We start from the raw sequence: 19,147 nt of genomic DNA, 5'->3' as shown, positions 1-19,147 counted from the left end.
GTCGTATCTGGTGGGCCCACACGGACTCGAACCGTGGACCAAAGGATTATGAGTCCTCTGCTCTAACCAACTGAGCTATAGGCCCTCAGTAAGTGCCCGGATTATAACGAGGGTTTTGAAAGCGTGCCATCCGAAAGATCAGATAGTGCTATACGAAGAAACGTCGCCGCGAACTCATCCGGCGGCAGTGGCAGGCTGACGATATAGCCCTGGATCTGCTCGCAGCCCTCTGCTGCCAGGAAGCGCTGTTGTGCCTGGTTCTCCACCCCCTCGGCAATGATCGTCAGCTGCATGCTGCGCCCCAACGCAATGATGGCGCGGGCAATGGCGGCGTCATGTGGGTCGTCCGGCAGGCCGCGGATGAACGATTTGTCGATCTTGAGGATGTCCAGCGGCAGGCGCTTGAGGTAGCTCAGCGACGAGTAACCGGTGCCGAAGTCGTCGATCGCCAGCTGCACGCCCAGTTGCTTGAGCTCGTGCAATACAGCCAAGGCTTCTTCGGCCTGGCTCATGATGAAGTTTTCGGTAATTTCCAGTTGCAGGTCGCCCGCTTTCAGCTGATAGATCTTCAGCAGATGCTCGATTCGTTTGGCGAGGTTCGGGTGACGTAGTTGCGCGCCGGCCAGGTTGATCGACAGGGGGCCGAAGGCTTGGTAAGCCTTTTTCCAGCGATGCATCTGCTGGCAAGCTTGCTCCAGCACCCAGTCGCCCAGTTGGAGAATGGTGCCGTTCTCTTCGGCCAGGTGAATGAAATGCTCCGGGGGTACTTCGCCGAACGTCGGGTGGCTCCAGCGAATCAATGCTTCGGCGCCGACCAAGGCTTGGGTCTTCAAGCTCAACTTGGGCTGGAAGCTCAAGCTCATCTCGTTACGTTCGATGGCGCGGCGCAGTTCATGCTCCATGGCGATACGTTCGCTGGTCTGGGTGGTCAGGTCACGGGTGTAGGCCTCTACGCGGTTGCGGCCTTTGGCCTTGGAGCGGTACATGGCCGCGTCGGCATTGCGGATCAGTGTGGCAACGTCGGTGCCGTCCTGCGGGTAGAGGCTGGTGCCAATGCTGGCGCTGGTGAAGAACTCGTGCTCGCCAGCCTGGAACGGGGCGACGAAGCAGGCCAGCAATTTGTTGGCGATAGCCTGGGCATCGCTGGGCTTGTGCAGGCCGGGTAGCAGGATAATGAACTCGTCGCCACCCAGGCGGGCCACGGTGTCAACGTCGCGCACCTGCTCCTTGAGGCGCTGGGCGATGCCTTTGAGCAACAGGTCGCCGACCGGGTGGCCAAGGCTGTCGTTGATGTGCTTGAAGCGGTCCAGGTCGAGGAACAGCACGGCGCCCTGGCGGTTGGACACTTGTGAACAGGTCAGCACGGCTTGCAGCCGGTTCTCGAAGAGGGCGCGGTTGGGCAAGCCGGTCAGCGGATCGTGGTGGGCCTGGTAATCGAGTTTGGCCTGGGCATGCTTGAGGCTGGAGATGTCGGCAAACACAGCGACGAAGTGGGTGATGTCGCGCTCGTTGTTGCGTACGGCACTGATGGTCAGCCAGCCTGGGTACAGCTCGCCGTTCTTGCGCTTGTTGTAGATCTCGCCCTGCCAGTGCCCTTCAGCGGTGAGCTGGTGCCACATGGCGGCGTAGAAGGCGCTGTCGTGCTGGCCGGAGGCGAGCAGGCGCGGGGTCTGGCCGAGGGCTTCGATCTCGCTGTAGCCGGTGATCTCGCTGAAGGCGCGGTTAACCGCGCTGATGCGCTGGTCGGTGTCGGTGATTAAAACGCCTTCAGCGGTATTCTCGAACACGGTGGCAGCCAGTTGCAGTTTTTCCTGCATCAGGTGGCGTTCGGTGATGTCGCGGGCGATGGTCAGCATGCAGTCGACACCACCGATCGGCAATGGCCGCGCCGACAGCTCGCACAGGCGAATCTGCCCGTCGCTGCGCCGCAGGTGGCAGCTGAAGTCGCGCACGAAGCCATCGCGGCCAAGCTGGTCGATCAGGCGCTTGCGCTCGTTGAGGTCGACCCAGATCCCCAAGTCGAACGAGGTCTGATCGATAGGTGGGTTGAAGTCGTAACCGGTCAGGCGGCAGAAGCCCTCGTTGACCTCCAGCAACAGACCATCGCTCTGGCGCGACAACAGCAAGCCGTCAGGCGAGGCGTGGAAAGCCTTGGCGAACTTTTCTTCGGAGGTTTGCAACTGTTGCTGGGTTTGCTTGAGCTGGCTGATGTCGCGCACGGCCACCACCAGCGCCGGGGTGCCGTCGAGCTCGAAGGTTTCGGCTGAGGTCAGGCCGGTAAATATCTGACCGTTGCTGCGGCGGAAGGTCATTTCTAGGTTGCGGATGCCGCCTTGGTGCAGGCGTTCGAGCACCTTCGGGCCCATGCCTTCGTTGCCCCACAGGTTGAGCTCGGTGGCGGTGCGGCCGATCACTTCGCCCGGCGACAGGCCGATCTGCTCTTCGAAGGCTTCGTTGACTTCGAGCAGCACGCCATCGCTGTGCCGCGCGATCAACAGAATGTCTGGGCATTGCTCAAACACCGAGGCGAACTTCTGTTCCGACAGGCGCAGGGCGTCTTCGGTGTGCTTGGTCTCGCTGATGTCGATCATCAGACCGCGCATCACCGGGCGGTGGCCGTGTTCGATCATGCTGACGATGTTGCGCACCCACAGGGGCTGGCCATCGGCACGCATCACCCGATAGTCGAGGCTGTGATCACGTCCGGCGGCGGTTTCACTCTCGCAGAAGGCCTGGGCCCACAGCGCATCGTCGGGGTGCAGAATGCTGCGCCAGAAGCCTGGCTTCAACCAATCGTTCAGTGGGTAGCCCAGCAGGTCTTCGGCATGCGGCGAGACATAGCTGTAGGTGAAGTCGTTGGCGTCGGCCTCCCAGGCGATTGCCGACAGGCTTTCGATCAGGCCGCGGTAGTGGTATTCGCTGCTGCGCAGCTCTTGCTCCAGGGCGATACGCCGGGAAATTTCCGAGCTTAGCCGGCGATTGATACGGATGACCACGGCGAGAATGGCGATCAGCAACAGCACAGCAGGCAAGCCATAGAGCAGCGTGTCCTGCCAGAAGCTGCGCTGGTCGACCACGTTGCCGACCCAGCGTTGCTGGATATGGCTGACTTCTTCGCTGGACATGTCGGCCATCACCTTGTCGAGGATGCCAATAAGTACCTGTTGGTCGCGGGGCGCGGCCATGGCCAGTTGATAGCGATAGGGGGTTTCGCCGCTCACATAGAGCCCTTCGAGCTTGAGCTGGCGCAGGCTCCAGATGCTTGAAGCTAGGTCACCGACCACGGCGTCCACTGCATCGGTGGCCAGTGCCTGCAGGGTCGAGCTGACATTGGGCATCGCCACCAGGTTGAGGTCCGGGTGGTGGGTACGCAGCAGTTCATGGGGCGCGTAGTTCTCCACCACAGCGACCTTGAGCCCGTACAAGTCCTTTAGCGTGCGCGGTTGCGGGCCGCCGTCATGGGCCAGGATGACAATGGGGAAATCGAGGTACGGGCGGGTGAATGCCAGGTAGCCCTGGCGTTCCGGTGTCGACATGATGCCGGGCAACAAGTCGATGCGGCCTTCGCGCGCCTGCTGCAGCACTTCGGTCCAGCTGCTGGGCTCGACCGGTTTCAGTGATACGCCCAGGCGGTCCTGGAGCAAGGCAATGTAATCGGCGGCCAATCCCTGGTACCGGCCCTCCTGGTCACGAAATTCGAATGGTGGCCAAGAAGCGTCGACGCCCAGCCTCAGCTGCGGGTGGGCAGCGAGCCAGGATTTTTCCTCGTCTGTCAGGGTCAGGGCGCCGGCCGTCGCGTTCCACAGCATCAGGAACAACAACAGAATGGCCGGCATCGGCAGCATAGCGGCCTCGCATTCAGTAGGTCTGAAGTCGAGTGTAGACTGGCAATCAGCCAGCCGGCCAGCCGATCACAACTATTTGTCGGATAAGAAAAACCCCGGCCTGGGCCGGGGTTTGTCATCACTCGTCGAGGAAGGAGCGCAGGTGCTCGCTGCGAGTCGGGTGGCGCAGTTTGCGCAACGCCTTCGCTTCGATCTGACGGATCCGCTCACGGGTCACGTCGAACTGCTTGCCTACCTCTTCGAGGGTGTGGTCGGTGTTCATGTCGATACCGAAACGCATGCGCAGCACTTTGGCTTCGCGTGCGGTCAGGCCCGAGAGCACGTCGCGGGTGGCTTCCTTGAGGCTTTCGACCGTGGCCACGTCGATCGGGGACTGCATGGTCGAGTCCTCGATGAAGTCGCCCAGGTGCGAGTCTTCGTCATCACCGATCGGGGTTTCCATGGAGATCGGCTCTTTGGCGATCTTCAGTACCTTGCGGATCTTGTCCTCAGGCATTTCCATGCGTTCACCGAGCTCTTCCGGGGTCGGTTCACGGCCCATTTCCTGCAGCATCTGGCGGGAAATACGGTTGAGCTTGTTGATCGTCTCGATCATGTGCACCGGAATACGGATGGTGCGCGCCTGGTCGGCGATCGAGCGGGTAATCGCCTGACGGATCCACCAAGTGGCGTAGGTCGAGAACTTGTAACCGCGACGGTATTCGAACTTGTCCACCGCCTTCATCAGACCGATGTTGCCTTCCTGGATCAGGTCGAGGAACTGCAAGCCACGGTTGGTGTACTTCTTGGCGATGGAGATCACCAGACGCAGGTTCGCCTCGACCATTTCTTTCTTGGCGCGGCGGGCTTTCGCCTCACCGATGGACATGCGACGGTTGATTTCCTTGATTTCGGCAACGGTCAGGCCGGTCTCGGTCTCAAGGTCGATCAGCTTCTGCTGGCAAGCAACGATGGCGGCGTCCTTTTCACCCAGGGCGGCAGCCCACTTGGTGCTGCGCTTGGCGAGGTCACCGGACCAGGTCTGGTCGGTTTCGTTGCTTGGGAACAGGCGCAGGAAGTCGGCACGCGGCATACGAGCGTCACGCACGCACAGCTGCATGATTGCACGCTCTTGCTGACGCAGGCGGCTCAGGGCATCGCGCACACGCTCGACCAGGACGTCGAACTGCTTCGGCACCAGCTTGATCGGCATGAACAGGTCAGCCAAGGCCTGAAGGGCCTCGATGCTTTCCTTGGCGTTGCGGCCGCCTTTTTTCAGGACCTTGTTGGTGGCCTGAAGTTGTTCGGCAACGGCGCCGAACCGCTGGGCCGCAACGACCGGATCAGGACCGCTTTCGGTCTCTTCTTCGTCGTCACTGCCTTCGCTTTCTTCTTCGTCGTCGTCCGACTCTTCCTTGGCCGCAGGCGCCTTGGCACCGGGTACCGGTACTTCTTCGGTCGGTGCGGCGATGTTGTCGTCAGGGTCGATGTAACCGCTGAGAACGTCGGACAGACGGCCACCTTCGGTGGTGACACGGTCATATTCGCCGAGAATGTAGTCGACAGTACCCGGGAAATGAGCGATGGCGCCCATGACTTCACGGATGCCTTCCTCGATCCGCTTGGCGATTTCGATCTCGCCTTCACGGGTCAGCAGCTCGACAGTACCCATTTCGCGCATGTACATGCGCACCGGGTCGGTCGTGCGGCCGATATCGGTTTCAACTGCCGCCAACGCAGCAGCGGCTTCTTCGGCCGCGGCTTCGTCGGTGTCGGCTTCCGCCAACAGAAGGGCATCCGCATCCGGAGCACTCTCGAATACGTTGATCCCCATGTCGTTGATCATGCGGATGATGTCTTCCACCTGTTCAGGATCTGAAATATCCTCAGGCAGGTGGTCGTTGACCTCCGCGTAAGTCAGGTAGCCCTGCTCACGACCGCGGGTGATCAACTCTTTGATACGAGACTGCTGTTGCGCTTTTCCGGACATAACACCCTATCCACTGAAGGTCTTGGCGGGCAAAAAACAAGCCGAGGATTATACCCGAGCATGGGCCTCACGCGCCAGATGAGGTCGGCGTTTGTGCGGGAACATTCCGGCTCAGCAGGGCGAGGAGCTGTGATTTTTCCTCGCTGGTCAATTCGCTTTGACGTGATTTCCTGAGCAGTTGTTCCAGGCTGCGCTCGCGTTGGCGGGCGGACAAGCTAGTTATAGTGTCGAAAAACTGTTGTTCAAGGTTGTCGGCCACGATCAACCATTCCTTTTCCGCCAGGGCCCGGAGCAGGCGGCCTTGTTCGGTGCCGTGCCAACGTGCGATCAGTTGCATTGAGCTTAGCCCAGGATTCTTCTGCGCAGCTTCGATCAGCGCCACCAGCAATTGGCTGTAGAGGTGCTCTTCGTCGGCGAAGTGGCTGGCGTCCTCGACCTTGCCCGCCAGCAGCGGGTGGTGCAGCAAGGTGCGCAGGGCGGCCAGGGTGGGTGGTTCGACCGGTGCCGGCACCCGTGGCGGTGCTTCGTCGCGTTGCTGCCATGGCTTGCCGCCCTTGCGGTTCTTGTCCCAAGGCTTGTCGCTCCACTGTTTCTTGCCCCCGCCTTTGTTCGGCTTCCACTCCTGTTCCTGATGAGTGGGGGTGTAGTCGTGTTGCGGCATGTCGCCGTAGTCGGGGGTGTAGCTGGCCATGGCATCGTAATCGTAGCCAGGGTCATAGTCCGGCACACTGCTGGCCGCCGGGGCCTGTTGCGTCAGTTGCTCGACCTGCTGCGGGTCCAGACCGGTAATTTCCTTCAGGCGATTGCGCATCAGCTGACGCAGGTTGGCACCGGGGATCTTTTCGATCAGCGGCGCGGCCAGGGTCGCCATGTGTGCCTTGCCTTCCAGCGAGCGCGGGTCGGCTTCGTTGCTCAGTTGCTCGAAGAAGTAGTCAGCCAGCGGCTGTGCGTGCTGGTTGATCCGGGCCATGAAGGCATCGGTGCCTTCAGCGCGTACCAGGCTGTCCGGGTCTTCGCCTTCGGGCAGGAACAGGAAGCGCGCGCGGCGGCCATCCTGCAGCGCCGAGAGGGTCGACTCCAGTGCGCGCCAGGCGGCCTTGCGCCCCGCCTGGTCGCCATCGAAACAGAACAATACGCTGGGCACCACGCGGAACAGGCGCTTGAGGTGCTCTTCGCTGGTGGCCGTGCCTAGGGTGGCCACGGCATTGCGCAGGCCCTGCTGGGCCAGGGCGATCACGTCCATATAACCCTCGACGACGATGATTTCGTCGAGGTTGCGGTTGTGCTTGCGTGCCTCGTACAGCCCGTAGAGCTCCTGGCCCTTGTGGAATACTGGGGTTTCCGGGGAGTTAAGATACTTGGGCTTGTCATCGCCCAGGACACGACCGCCAAAGGCGATGATGCGCCCTCGACTGTCGCGGATCGGGAACATCACCCGGTCACGGAAGCGGTCATAGCGTTTGCCGCTTTCAGCGTTTTCGATCAACAGGCCAGCATCGATCATTACCTTTTGCTGCAGGGTGTCGGCGCCCAGGTGCTTGAGCAGGTTATCCCAGCCCGGCGGCGCGAAACCCAGGCCGAAGTCCCGGGCGATCTCGCCCGACAGGCCGCGGCCCTTGAGATAGTCCACTGCCGCCTTGCGGGTCGGGTGGCTGCGCAGGGCCTGGCGGTAGAACTCCGAGGCGGCGTCCAGCAATGGGTACAGTGGCGAATCGGTTGGCTGGCGCGGTTTGTTGTCGCGACGGCCTTGTTCCCTGGGCACTTCCATGCCGGCGGCGCGGGCTAGCTCCTCGACGGCCTGGGGGAAGTCCAGGTTGTCGTGGTCCATGACGAAGCCAAGGGCGTTGCCGCCGGCGCCACAGCCGAAGCAGTAGTAGAACTGCTTGTCGGGGCTGACCGTGAAGGAAGGTGTCTTTTCCTTGTGGAACGGGCAGCAGGCGGAGTAGTTCTTGCCGGTCTTTTTCAGCTGAACGCGCGAGCTCACCACATCGACAATGTCGAGGCGGTTGATCAGGTCGTCGATGAAGCTTTGGGGAATCAGCCCGGCCATGGCAGTCTCGTCATCTGGCAACTGGCAAGTCTAAACGCTATCGGGGCGAGTGATGCTAGGGGAAGTGCGAGGGGGTGTGTGCTCGTCGCCAGCCTCCAGCATTACCGGGGGCTCGTCAGTCAGGACGTGCACGTCTGGTCGAAACCAGATCTGACGCTTTGAAACCATTTGCCCGCTGCAAGTTGCAACAGGCACCTTGGGCTAGCTGCTCAAGGTCAAGCAAACCGCTGCCATCGGCCCGGCAGTGAGCCGGGCAGGGCAGAAGCTCTAGCGTAGAACGTCTGTATTAGTACAGACGAACGGCGCGGCGCTGTTCGCGCTGAACTTTCTTGGCGTGACGCTTAACAGCAGCAGCTGCTTTGCGCTTACGCTCGGCGGTCGGCTTCTCGTAAAACTCGCGGCTACGAACTTCAGCCAGTACACCGGCTTTTTCGCAGGAGCGCTTGAAACGACGCAGAGCTACGTCGAAGGGTTCGTTCTCTTTAACTTTGACGGCTGGCATCCAGGGCTACCTTAATTCATTACCGGGGTAGACGTGCTCCTGGCAAAACAAAGGTGTGCTGGAGAACGTCGGTTTTCAAGGGTTGCGGATGTTAACCCTTAGTACGCCGGAATGCAAAGCCTCTGATCGAAAACCGCTGGTCGGCACCCGGCACGGGGACTATCATGCGCGGCTTCGAATTCAGCCCCCACAAGGGACGAGCCCATGCTAGTACTGGGATTGGAAACATCCTGCGACGAAACCGGCGTCGCATTATACGACAGTGAACGTGGTTTGTTAGCCGACGCGCTGTTCAGTCAAATCGACCTGCACCGCGTGTTCGGTGGGGTGGTGCCCGAGCTCGCCTCGCGTGACCACGTCAAGCGCATGCTGCCGCTGATCCGCCAAGTGCTGGAGGAAGCTGGCTGCGTTGCCACCGAGATCGACGCCATCGCCTACACCGCGGGTCCTGGCCTGGTCGGTGCGTTGCTGGTCGGCGCCTCGTGCGCCCAGGCCCTGGCCTTCGCTTGGGATATCCCGGCGATCGGCGTGCACCATATGGAAGGCCACCTGCTGGCACCCATGCTGGAAGAAAACCCGCCCGAGTTCCCGTTCGTCGCTTTGTTGGTTTCGGGCGGCCATACCCAGTTGGTGCGCGTGGATGGCATCGGCCAATACGAACTGCTGGGCGAGAGCCTCGACGATGCTGCCGGCGAAGCCTTCGACAAGACAGCCAAGCTGATCGGCCTCAATTACCCAGGTGGCCCGGAAATCGCGCGCCTGGCCGAGCAGGGTGTGCCCGGGCGTTTCGTCTTCCCGCGGCCGATGACCGATCGGCCGGGCCTGGAGTTCAGCTTCAGCGGCCTCAAAACCTTTGCGCTGAACACTTGGCAGCAATGCAAGAATGCTGGCGACGACAATGAGCAAACCCGTTGCGACGTGTCCCTGGCATTCCAGCAGGCGGTGGTGGAGACTCTGACCATCAAGTGCAAGCGCGCCCTCAAGCAGACCGGCCTCAAGCGCCTGGTGATCGCCGGTGGCGTGAGTGCCAACAAGGCATTGCGTGCTTCGCTGGAAGACATGCTGGCCGGTCTCAAGGGCAACGTGTACTACGCGCGTCCGCAGTTCTGCACCGATAACGGTGCGATGATTGCCTATGCCGGTTGCCAGCGGCTGTTGGCCGGGCAGCAGCAGGACCTGGCGATCAGCGTACAGGCGCGCTGGCCCATGGAGCAGTTGCCGCCGCTGTGAATCTCAGAGGGGGCGTCAGAAATGCCTTTCGCGCCCGGCAAACAGATCGCGCAGATTATTGCGGTGACGCCAGACGATCATCATCGTGAGCACGGCTATCGGCAGTAGCGCCTCTGGCTCGCGCCAGGCCAGCAGCGGCAAGGTCAGCGGGGTTGCGACAAGCGCCGCCAGCGAGCTGGTGCGGGTAAGGTAGAAGGTCAGTAACCAAGCGCCGATGGCCAGCAATGCCGCCGGGAAATACAGGCCCATGAGCATGCCGGCGGCAGTGGCGACGCCTTTGCCGCCGCGAAAGCGGAAATAAACCGGGAACAGGTGACCGAGCACTGCGCATACGCCAACCCAGGCCTGCTCCTGCAGGCCAAGGCCGGCAGCGCTGGCGAGCAAAACCGGCAACAGGCCCTTGCACAGGTCGCCCAGCAGGGTCAGGATCGCCAGTTTACGGCCCGCCAGGCGTAGCATGTTGGTGGCGCCGGCATTGCCCGAACCGCTGGAACGCGGGTCCGGGCTGCCCGAAAGGCGGCTAAGGACGATGGCGAAGGACAGCGAGCCGAGCAGGTAGGCGAGCAGCGCCAATAACCAAAACATGCTAACTATTCCGGGCGAGGACGCCCTGATTCTAACGGCGCCCGTCGCCCTTGTCGTGCTGTGGAGAGAAGTGCTTGGACAGAGTGTTCATCGAAGGCCTGGAAGTCGATACCGTCATCGGTGCCTATGACTGGGAACGGGATATTCGCCAGTGCCTGCGCCTGGACCTGAGTTTCGCCTGGGACAACCGCCCGGCGGCGGCCGGCGATGACCTGAACCTGGCGCTGGATTACGCCAGTGTTTCTGCGCGGGTGCAGGCATTTGCCGAACAGGCGCGGTTCGAGCTGGTGGAAACCTTCGCAGAGCGCCTGGTGGCGACGCTGATGGAAGAATTCCACATTCCTTGGGTGCGGCTCAAGCTCACCAAGCCAGGCGCAGTTCCTGCCGCGCGTGGCGGTGTTGGCGTGGAGATCGAGCGCGGATGTCTCTGAGCACGGTTTACCTGGGCCTTGGCAGCAACATCAATCGCCACCAGCACCTGTGTGCAGGGCTCGATGCGTTGGCGGCCATTCTCAGTGACATGCGATGCTCCCCGGCGTTCGAGAGCCAGGCAGTGGGCATCAAGAGTGGGCCGTTCATCAACTTCGTGGTCACCGGCAAGACCGATCTGCCACTGATGGAGCTGGATCGCCGGCTTAAGTTCATCGAGGCGGACAATGGGCGTTATGCACCTGATCGTAAGGGGCTGCCGCTGGATATCGATGTGCTCATGTATGACGACCTGCACGGCACCTTCGATGGGCTGGTACTGCCCCGGGCGGAAATTCTAAAGAATGCCTTCGTGCTGTGGCCATTGTCGCTACTGGCGCCGACGCTGGTGCACCCCGGGGCAGGGAAAAGCATGGCGCAGCTGTGGCAGGAGGCGCGGATCGACCAGGTGTTGGCGCCGGTTGCTTTCGAGTGGCGGGGGTTGCAGCTGACTCAGGCGTGAGCCTGTGCTGGCCCTTTCGCGGCTAAAGCCGCTCCCACAGGGACCGCATAAGCCTTGGCATCCTGCGGTCCCTGTGGGAGCGGCTTTAGCCGCGAAAGGGCCGGTGCGGTCAGCCCAGCTTGTAAGCCTCAAGCGCTTTGAGCCGCTCACCCTTGAGAGCCTCGCCCAGGCCTTGCCCCGTCAATCCGGCTTGCACCAGTGGCTTCACATCCACCGCCCGCGCCGCTGCTGCTGCGCCGCGCAGATAGTCGGCCTGTGGATAACCTCCTGATGTGGCCATCTCACACGCCGCAATGAAATCCTCGAAACGCTGCGGCCGGCGATAAACATCGAACTTTTGCAGCATTTCGAGCAATTTTGCAGGTGTTAGCTGCAAAGCCTCGTCGGCATTCCCTGCAAATTCTCCCACCAGCACGGCCAGTTCCTGGCATTCGCGCGGCGCCTTGAAACGCTGATTGAGCGCCTTGATCGCCGCTGGCTCCAAACCGCGAAGCAAGCACGCCCAGCGCACCGCCAGAGGTTGCTGCTGCTCAGCCGCCCGCTGCAGTGCCGCCAGGGTATGCCCGTTGTGTTCCAACTCGGGCATCAACTCCTTCAGCGCGCCACAGGCGCGCAGTACCTGAATGAACACCTGCGGCTCGCTTTCCATCAGCGCCCGTTCGATTTCCTTCCAGCTGCGTTCGGCCGTCAATGCCTGCAGTTCGCCGGATTCGGCGATCTGGCGCATCAGGGCCAGTGTTTCATCAGCAACCTTGAAACCCATGGGCGCGTAACGCGCGGCGAAGCGGGCAACGCGCAATACGCGCAAGGGATCTTCGGCGAACGCGGGGGAAACATGGCGCAGAACGCGCTGTTCAAGATCGGCTTGACCGTGGTAGGGGTCGTAGACCGTGCCGTGTTCATCCTCGGCCATGGCGTTGATGGTCAGGTCGCGCCGGATCAGGTCCTCTTCCAGGGTCACGTCGGGGCTTGCGTGGAAGGTGAACCCCCCATAACCCCGGCCGCTCTTGCGTTCAGTACGCGCCAAGGCATATTCCTCGCCCGTCTTCGGATGCAGGAATACCGGGAAATCAGCGCCGACAGGGCGATAGCCCTTGGCGTGCATTTCTTCGACCGTAGCACCCACTACCAGCCAGTCGATATCGCTGACCGGGCGCCCGAGCAGGCGGTCGCGTACTGCGCCGCCGACTTTGTAGATATGCATGTGCAGCCTCCATTACTGCCGACAGGATACCCTGTCGGCAGTAATGGCGGTGCATCAGAGGTGGTGTATAACGGCGAGGTCCATGCGCCCGTAGTCGCCGCTCTCGGCATGCTCTCCACGCGGCGGCATGTGATGGGTCTTGACCACCTGGTCGCCTTGTACGGTCTCCAGGTGGATATCAAAGCCCCACAAGCGGTGCAGGTGCTTGAGCACTTCCTCGGTGGAATCGCCCAGCGGTTTGCGATTGTGCTGCTGGTGGCGCAGGGTCAGCGAGCGGTCACCACGGCGGTCAATGCTCCAGATCTGCACGTTGGGTTCGCGGTTGCCAAGATTGTACTGGGCGGCCAGTTGTTCGCGAATGGTCCGGTAACCGGCCTCGTCATGGATGGCCGGTACCAGCAGGTCGTCGCGCTGGTCGTCATCGAGGATGCTGAACAGTTTCAGGTCACGCATCACCTTGGGTGAAAGGTACTGCAGGATGAAGCTCTCGTCCTTGAAGCTGCTCATGGCGAACTTGATGGTTGAAAGCCAGTCGCTGCCGGCAATGTCGGGGAACCAGTGGCGATCTTCTTCGGTAGGGTTCTCGCACATGCGGCGGATGTCGGTGTACATGGCGAAGCCCAGTGCGTACGGGTTGATGCCGCTGTAGTACGGGCTGTCGAAGCCGGGCTGGAAAACGACGCTGGTGTGCGACTGCAGGAACTCCATCATGAAGCCTTCGGTGATCAGGCCTTCGTCGTACAGGTCGTTCATCAGGGTGTAATGCCAAAAGGTCGCCCAACCCTCGTTCATCACCTGTGTTTGACGCTGCGGGTAGAAGTACTGGGCGATTTTGCGCACGATGCGCACCACTTCGCGCTGCCAGGGCTCGAGCAGCGGGGCGTTCTTCTCGATGAAGTAGAGGATGTTTTCCTGTGGCTCGGAGGGGAAGCGCGCGTCGTCGCGTTCCCCGCCTTTTTCGGCGCTCTTGGGGATCGTGCGCCACAGGTCGTTGATCTGCCGCTGCAGGTGTTCTTCCCGGTCTTTCTGACGTCGGCGTTCTTCCTCGGCGGAGATCGGATAAGGGCGCTTGTAGCGATCGACACCGTAGTTCATCAGCGCATGGCAGGAGTCAATCAGGTCTTCCACAGCGTCGATACCATGGCGTTCCTCGCACTGGGCGATGTACTGCTTGGCAAACACCAGGTAGTCGATGATGGACGTGGCGTCAGTCCAGGTGCGGAACAGGTAGTTGCCCTTGAAAAAGCTGTTGTGGCCATAGCAGGCGTGGGCAATCACCAGTGCCTGCATGCACATGGTGTTTTCTTCCATCAGGTAGGCGATGCACGGATCGGAGTTGATCACGATCTCGTAGGCCAAGCCCATTTGGCCTCGGCTGTAGGACTTCTCGGTACTGAGGAACTGCTTGCCATAGGACCAATGGTGGTAACCCAGCGGCATGCCGACGGAAGCATAGGCGTCCATCATCTGCTCGGCGGTGATTACCTCGATCTGGTTGGGGTAGGTGTCCAGGGCGTAACGCTCGGCCAGCCGGCTGATTTCCCGGTCATAGGTCTGGATCAGCTCGAACGTCCACTCGGACCCGGTGGAAATGGGTTGGCGTCTCTGTGCTCTGGCGGTCATGTGGCTAACCTGCGCTGGAAGAGTTCACGGAAGACCGGGTAGATATCGCCGGCCGAGACCAACTGCTGCTGAGCGAACGTGTCGGGGAAGGCCTCGCCGATGCGTTCGTACTCGTACCACAACGCCTGGTGCTCACGTGGGGTGATCTCAACGTAAGTGTAGTACTGCACATGGGGCATGATCTGCTTGGACAGGATCTCGCGGCAAATCGGCGAGTCGTCGTTCCAGTTGTCGCCGTCGGAGGCCTGTGCGGCATAGATGTTCCAGTCGGCGGCCGGGTAACGTTCGGCCATGATCTCCTGCATCATCTTCAGTGCGCTGGAGACGATGGTGCCGCCAGTTTCCCGGGAGTAGAAGAACTCTTCCTCGTCGACTTCGCGGGCGCTGGTGTGGTGTCGGATGAACACCACCTCGATGCGGTCGTAATTCCGCTTGAGGAACAGGTACAACAGTATGAAGAAGCGTTTGGCGATGTCCTTGGTGGCCTGGGTCATCGAGCCAGACACGTCCATCAGGCAGAACATCACCGCCTTGGAACTGGGGTTGGGCTGCTTGACCAGCAGGTTGTACTTGAGGTCGAAGGTGTCGAGGAAGGGCAGGCGGTTGATGCGCGCCTTGAGCCGCTCGATTTCCAGCTCGACTTCCTGGATGTCGCTGAAGTTGTCCGGTTCCTCGACTTTCAGCCGGTCGAGTTCCTTCTGGGCCTCGCGCAGCAGCGCACGGCTACTGCCGGTCAGGGCAATACGTCGGGCATGGGCCGAGCGCAGGGTGCGCACGATGTTGATGCGCGAGGGGTTGCCTTCGTTGGCGATCCCGGCGCGTACGGTCTTGAAGGTGTCGGCACCGGTGAGGTGGCGTTTGACCAGGTTGGGCAGTTCGAGATCTTCGAACATGAACTCGAGAAACTCTTCCTGGGTGATCTGAAAGACGAACTCGTCCATGCCCTCGCCGGAATTGCCGGCCTTGCCGCGGCCACTACCCCCGCCGCCACCCTGGGGCCTTGCGATATGTTCGCCAGCGGTGAATTCCTTGTTGCCCGGGTGCACGATGGTCTGCTTGCCGCCACGACCGTGGTGCAGCACCGGCTCGTCGATGTCCCGTCCCGGAATGCTGATCTGCTCGCCGTGCTCCATGTCCATGATGGAGCGGCGGCTGACCGCCTCTTCGACGGCCTTCTTGATGTGGTCACGGTAACGCCGCAGAAAGCGCTGGCGGTTGACCGTGCTCTTGTTCTTGCCGTTCAGGCGTCGGTCGATAACGTAGCTCATGGTACCTCCGGTAGCTGGGGAGCAGCTGCAAGCCACAAGCTTCAGGCTGCGGGAACGAGCAGCCACCGCTGCTGCAAGCTACGGCGCCGGGCTTGGGCCCGGCGCTGGGCAGCGTGAAGCATGCGGCTTGTAGCTTGCCGCTTTATTGCGATTTCCTGACCCGCAGGTACCATTCCGACAGCAGGCGCACCTGTTTGTCGGTGTAGCCACGCTCCACCATCCGCGTGACGAAGTCGTTGTGCTTCTGTTGATCTTCCTTGCTGGCCTTGGCGTTGAAGCTGATGACCGGCAGCAGGTCTTCGGTGTTGGAGAACATTTTCTTCTCGATCACCACCCGCAGCTTCTCGTAGCTGAGCCAGCTCGGGTTCTTGCCATTGTTGTTGGCGCGGGCACGCAGCACGAAGTTGACGATCTCGTTGCGGAAGTCTTTCGGATTGCTGATGCCGGCCGGTTTCTCGATCTTCTCCAGCTCCTCGTTGAGGGCGATGCGGTTGAGGATCTCGCCGGTTTCCGGGTCGCGGTATTCCTGGTCCTGGATCCAGAAGTCGGCGTACAGCACATACCGGTCGAAGATGTTCTGGCCGTATTCGCTGTAGGACTCCAGGTAAGCCGTCTGGATCTCCTTGCCGATGAACTCGATGTAGCGCGGTGCCAGGTATTCCTTCAGGTAGCGTAGGTAACGCTCGCGCACCTCGGCCGGGAACTGTTCCTGTTCGATCTGCTGTTCCAGCACATACAGCAGGTGCACCGGGTTGGCGGCGATCTCGTGCGGGTCGAAGTTGAAGACTTTGGAAAGGATCTTGAACGCGAAGCGAGTCGACAGGCCGTTCATGCCTTCGTCAACACCCGCCGAGTCGCGGTACTCCTGGATAGACTTGGCTTTCGGGTCGGTATCTTTGAGATTTTCACCGTCGTAGACGCGCATCTTCGAGTAGATGTTGGAGTTCTCCGGCTCTTTCAGGCGCGAGAGTACGGTGAACTGAGCGAGCATCTTCAGCGTGTCGGGCGCGCAATGGGCTTTGGCCAGCGAACTGTTGATCAGCAGCTTGTCGTAGATCTTGATCTCATCGCTGACGCGCAGGCAGTACGGCACCTTGACGATGTAGATCCGGTCGATGAACGCCTCGTTGTTCTTGTTGTTGCGGAAGGTGTGCCATTCCGATTCGTTGGAGTGGGCCAGCAGGATGCCGGTGTAGGGGATCGCCCCGAGGCCTTCGGTACTGTTGTAGTTGCCTTCCTGGGTGGCGGTGAGCAAGGGGTGCAGGACCTTGATCGGCGCCTTAAACATTTCCACGAATTCCATCAGGCCCTGGTTGGCCCGGCACAGTGCGCCCGAATAGCTGTAGGCGTCGGCGTCGTTCTGCGGGAATTCCTCAAGCTTGCGGATATCCACCTTGCCGACCAGGGCCGAGATGTCCTGGTTGTTTTCGTCGCCTGGTTCGGTCTTGGCGATGGCAATCTGGTTAAGGATCGAAGGGTAGAGTTTGACGACCCTGAATTTACTGATGTCGCCGCCGAATTCCTGCAGGCGCTTGGTGGCCCATGGCGACATGATGGTGTTCAGGTAGCGCCGAGAGATACCGTACTCTTCCTCGAGAATGGCCCCGTCTTCGGTGGCATTGAACAAGCCCAGGGGGGACTCGAATACCGGTGAGCCCTTGATTGCGTAGAAGGGCACCTTCTCCATCAGCTGCTTGAGTTTCTCGGCCAGCGACGACTTGCCGCCGCCTACCGGGCCCAGCAGGTAGAGGATCTGTTTCTTCTCTTCCAGGCCTTGGGCGGCGTGGCGGAAGTACGAAACGATCTGGTCGATGCACTCTTCCATGCCATGGAAGTCGGCAAAGGCCGGATACCGGCGAATAACCTTGTTGGAGAATATTCGCGACAGCCTGGAGTTGCTGGAGGTGTCGATCAGTTCTGGCTCACCGATGGCCAGCAACAGCCGTTCAGCCGCTGATGCGTAGGCACTGCGATCCTCTTTGCACAGCTCGAGGTACTCCTGCAGCGAAAGTTCTTCCTGGCGCGTAGACTCGAAGCGGTTTTGGAAGTGGCTAAAAATACTCATGACGTCACCTCGCTCGATACGTGGAGACGACGCCGGATCAGTCAGCTGATGCTGGCATGCAACCGGGTTCGCCGATTGCTGTATACCCCCCAGAACACCCTGAAACGCTACCGATGACCCGCACGCCGGTGTACCGGCTCTCCCCTTTTTTTGGATGGCCTGCGCTTAAGAATAGTTGGTTATCCGCAAGGTCAAGGGCGAGCGGTGGAGAAGTTGCGAACGACCGTTCGTCAGGTGGGCTGCAAGCCCGCGTGGGGCGCGGGCTGCAGTAAAAATGAAAAAATTATTCGGCAGTGCCTTGGGCGGTCTCGGCCGGGTAGGTGTTGCGCCACAGTTCGAAGCCGCCATCGACGCTGTAGACGTCGGAGAAGCCCTGGCCGACCAGGTAGGCGGCTGCGCTCTGGCTGGAATTGCCGTGGTAGCAGACCACCAGGGTCGGGGCATCCAGGTCGGCATTGCGGATGAACTCGGCAACCGAATGGTTATCCAGATGCTGGGCGCCGGTGATGTGGCCGGCGGCAAAGGCTTGCGAGTCGCGAATGTCGACGACTACCGCACCTTGCGCGCGCAGGGCCAGGGCCTGCTCGGGAGGGATGCGCTTGAATTCGCTCATGGATACAGCTTCCTTCAGGGGTGATCGATAAGTGTAGGCGTTCAGGCGGGCTGGCGTAAGTTGCCGTCGTCGGCACAGTCGCAGCGGTGGTATTCGCCGGTGTCGACGTTGTAGAGGGTCATGGCGCCACCCCACACGCAGCCAGTGTCGAGGGCAATGATGCCGGGCTCGTCAACCTGGCCCTGGAGGGCGGCCCAGTGGCCGAAAATGATCTTCACGTGGCGCGAGCGACGGTCCTTGTGCGCGTACCAGGGCTTGTAGCCCTTGGGCGCAGTGTCCAAGCCTTCCTTGCTCTTGAGGTCGAGCTTGCCTGCCGCCGTGCAGAAACGCATGCGCGTGAGGTAGTTGGTGATGACCCGCAGCCGCTCGACACCGGTGAGGCTCTTGCTCCACTTGTTCGGCTCGTTGCCGTACATGCCGTCCAGGTACAGTTGCAGGCGGGTGTCATCGCGCAGCACTTGCTCGACTTCTGCTGCCAGTTGCAGCGCCTGGCCGAGGGTCCACTGCGGCGGGATGCCGGCATGCACCAAGGCGATGCCGCGGGGCTCGTCGTAATGCAGCAGTTTCTGCTGACGCAGCCAGTCGAGCAGCTGGTCGGCATCCGGCGCCTCGATGATTTCGCGCAGGGTATCGCTTTTCTTCAGGCGCTCGACGTTGTGCCAGGCGGCCAACAGGTGCAGGTCATGGTTGCCCAGTACGCACACCAGCGACTGGCGGATCGAATAGAGGTAACGCAGGGTTTCCAGCGACTCTGGGCCGCGGTTGACCAGGTCGCCAACCAGCCACAGGCGGTCGGCCGCCGGGTTGAAGTTGACCCGGGCGAGCAGGCATTTGAGCGGTTGCAGGCAGCCTTGCAGATCGCCGACAGCGTAGGTGGCCATCAGTGCAGCGCCCCAGGGACCGCTAGGCGAAAGGGCGCGATGTCGGCTTCGAAGCGCTTGCCGTCTTCGGCGAACATCTCATAGCTGCCCTGCATGGTGCCGACGCGCGTGCTGATCACCGCGCCACTGCTATAGGTATGGCTCTGACCGGGCTCGATGGTCGGCTGCTGGCCGACGACGCCGGCGCCACGTACTTCCTCGACTTCGCCGTCACCGTTGGTGATCAGCCAGTGCCGAGACAGCAGCTTGGCTTTGACCGAGCCGTTATTTTGCACGGTGATGGTGTAGGCGAAGGCGAAGCGACTGCTTTCGGGGTCGGATTGGTCTTTGAGGTAACGGGTCACGACGCTGACGTCGATCTGATAACGAGGGTCGGACATG

Annotated in this window: 15 protein-coding genes and 1 tRNA gene; 3 read left to right on the top strand and 13 right to left on the bottom strand. The window is 61.1% G+C overall.

Annotated features, from left to right (window positions below):
- Window positions 1-8: 8 nt before the first annotated feature.
- The 5 genes from APH28_RS19420 to rpsU all read right to left on the bottom strand — a co-directional run bounded on the left by APH28_RS19420 (window position 9) and on the right by rpsU (window position 8,366).
- A tRNA-Ile gene (locus APH28_RS19420) sits at window positions 9-85 on the bottom strand.
- 16 nt (window positions 86-101) lie between these two features.
- Window positions 102-3,845, bottom strand: a complete 3,744-nt coding sequence (locus APH28_RS19415; protein ID WP_082432346.1) for an EAL domain-containing protein — start codon at window positions 3,843-3,845, stop codon at window positions 102-104.
- Between the two features lie 118 nt (window positions 3,846-3,963).
- Entirely contained in the window at window positions 3,964-5,814 is a 1,851-nt protein-coding gene (rpoD, locus tag APH28_RS19410; RefSeq protein WP_060512147.1) for an RNA polymerase sigma factor RpoD, read from the bottom strand.
- A gap of 67 nt (window positions 5,815-5,881) precedes the next feature.
- Complete coding sequence (gene dnaG, locus APH28_RS19405) at window positions 5,882-7,864, bottom strand: DNA primase (RefSeq protein WP_060512146.1); 1,983 nt, start codon at window positions 7,862-7,864, stop codon at window positions 5,882-5,884.
- A gap of 286 nt (window positions 7,865-8,150) precedes the next feature.
- Window positions 8,151-8,366 (bottom strand): 30S ribosomal protein S21, encoded by a 216-nt coding sequence (gene rpsU / locus APH28_RS19400; RefSeq protein WP_003255575.1) that lies wholly within the window; start codon window positions 8,364-8,366, stop codon window positions 8,151-8,153.
- Window positions 8,367-8,570: 204 nt separating this feature from the next.
- Between rpsU and tsaD the strand changes: the two genes are divergently transcribed.
- Window positions 8,571-9,596 carry a tRNA (adenosine(37)-N6)-threonylcarbamoyltransferase complex transferase subunit TsaD gene (gene tsaD, locus APH28_RS19395; protein ID WP_060512145.1) on the top strand — a complete coding sequence of 342 codons (1,026 nt, stop codon included), beginning with the start codon at window positions 8,571-8,573 and terminating at the stop codon, window positions 9,594-9,596.
- A gap of 15 nt (window positions 9,597-9,611) precedes the next feature.
- On the opposite strand, the gene plsY is transcribed toward tsaD, so the two are convergent.
- The gene (gene plsY, locus APH28_RS19390) at window positions 9,612-10,181 is read right to left on the bottom strand and encodes a glycerol-3-phosphate 1-O-acyltransferase PlsY (RefSeq protein WP_060512144.1); all 570 of its coding nucleotides are present in this window, start codon (window positions 10,179-10,181) and stop codon (window positions 9,612-9,614) included.
- A gap of 74 nt (window positions 10,182-10,255) precedes the next feature.
- Here plsY and folB point away from each other — a divergent pair, with 74 nt between their 5' ends.
- Both folB and folK read left to right on the top strand, forming a co-directional pair.
- The gene (folB, locus tag APH28_RS19385) at window positions 10,256-10,612 is read left to right on the top strand and encodes a dihydroneopterin aldolase (RefSeq protein ID WP_027917471.1); all 357 of its coding nucleotides are present in this window, start codon (window positions 10,256-10,258) and stop codon (window positions 10,610-10,612) included.
- Window positions 10,603-11,112 carry a 2-amino-4-hydroxy-6-hydroxymethyldihydropteridine diphosphokinase gene (folK, locus tag APH28_RS19380; protein WP_060512143.1) on the top strand — a complete coding sequence of 170 codons (510 nt, stop codon included), beginning with the start codon at window positions 10,603-10,605 and terminating at the stop codon, window positions 11,110-11,112. Before folB ends, folK begins: the two co-directional genes overlap by 10 nt.
- Before the next feature lie 109 nt (window positions 11,113-11,221).
- On the opposite strand, the gene APH28_RS19375 is transcribed toward folK, so the two are convergent.
- The 7 genes from APH28_RS19375 to apaG all read right to left on the bottom strand — a co-directional run bounded on the left by APH28_RS19375 (window position 11,222) and on the right by apaG (window position 19,146).
- A complete protein-coding gene (locus APH28_RS19375; RefSeq protein ID WP_060512142.1) occupies window positions 11,222-12,316 on the bottom strand; it encodes a multifunctional CCA addition/repair protein in 1,095 nt (364 codons plus the stop codon).
- A gap of 54 nt (window positions 12,317-12,370) precedes the next feature.
- Complete coding sequence (locus APH28_RS19370; RefSeq protein ID WP_060512141.1) at window positions 12,371-13,939, bottom strand: SpoVR family protein; 1,569 nt, start codon at window positions 13,937-13,939, stop codon at window positions 12,371-12,373.
- On the bottom strand, window positions 13,936-15,207 hold the full coding sequence (locus tag APH28_RS19365) for a YeaH/YhbH family protein (protein ID WP_060512140.1): 1,272 nt from the start codon (window positions 15,205-15,207) through the stop codon (window positions 13,936-13,938). The genes APH28_RS19370 and APH28_RS19365 overlap by 4 nt, the downstream gene beginning before the upstream one ends.
- Before the next feature lie 142 nt (window positions 15,208-15,349).
- Window positions 15,350-17,272, bottom strand: coding sequence for a PrkA family serine protein kinase (locus APH28_RS19360; protein ID WP_060512139.1), 1,923 nt, complete (start codon window positions 17,270-17,272; stop codon window positions 15,350-15,352).
- Between the two features lie 283 nt (window positions 17,273-17,555).
- On the bottom strand, window positions 17,556-17,885 hold the full coding sequence (gene glpE, locus APH28_RS19355) for a thiosulfate sulfurtransferase GlpE (RefSeq protein ID WP_060512138.1): 330 nt from the start codon (window positions 17,883-17,885) through the stop codon (window positions 17,556-17,558).
- A gap of 41 nt (window positions 17,886-17,926) precedes the next feature.
- Window positions 17,927-18,766, bottom strand: a complete 840-nt coding sequence (locus APH28_RS19350; protein ID WP_060512137.1) for a symmetrical bis(5'-nucleosyl)-tetraphosphatase — start codon at window positions 18,764-18,766, stop codon at window positions 17,927-17,929.
- Window positions 18,766-19,146 carry a Co2+/Mg2+ efflux protein ApaG gene (gene apaG, locus APH28_RS19345; RefSeq protein WP_027917463.1) on the bottom strand — a complete coding sequence of 127 codons (381 nt, stop codon included), beginning with the start codon at window positions 19,144-19,146 and terminating at the stop codon, window positions 18,766-18,768. Before apaG ends, APH28_RS19350 begins: the two co-directional genes overlap by 1 nt.
- Between the last annotated feature and the right edge of the window lies 1 nt (window position 19,147).

It is taken from the genome of Pseudomonas sp. NBRC 111124 (assembly GCF_001320245.1).
Classification (GTDB): Bacteria; Pseudomonadota; Gammaproteobacteria; order Pseudomonadales; family Pseudomonadaceae; genus Aquipseudomonas.
Note: the sequence above shows the minus strand (reverse complement) of the source record. Positions and strands in the feature narration are given on the sequence as shown.